Origin of the sequence: Achromobacter sp. SIMBA_011 (assembly GCF_046535435.1) — a bacterium.
GTDB classification, from domain to species: domain Bacteria; phylum Pseudomonadota; class Gammaproteobacteria; order Burkholderiales; family Burkholderiaceae_B; genus Achromobacter; species Achromobacter dolens.
Map to the genome: position 1 here is coordinate 1 of NZ_JAWRWN010001227.1, position 236 is coordinate 236.

General features: G+C 72.9%; 1 pseudogene. It reads right to left on the minus strand.

Going from position 1 to position 236, the window contains the following annotated elements:
• Positions 1 to 236, minus strand: a pseudogene (locus SB816_RS34960) (multidrug DMT transporter permease); the annotation flags it as partial.

Here is a 236-nt window from a genome sequence, read left to right on the forward strand (position 1 = left end):
GCCCGACGCGGTCGGTGACGATCCCGCAGCCGACCATCCCGACGCCCGACAGCAGCACGAAGCCGGCCGCGAGCACGGCGGCGCGGTCGGGCGCCATCGCGTAGTAGCGGTTCAGGTAGCTCGGCAGCCACGCGAACAGCGCGCCGGGCACGAACAGGTGCAGCCCGCTGCCGACATACGCGCAGATCACCGAACGCGACGCGAACAGCCCCGCCATCAGCACGCGCACGCTGCCG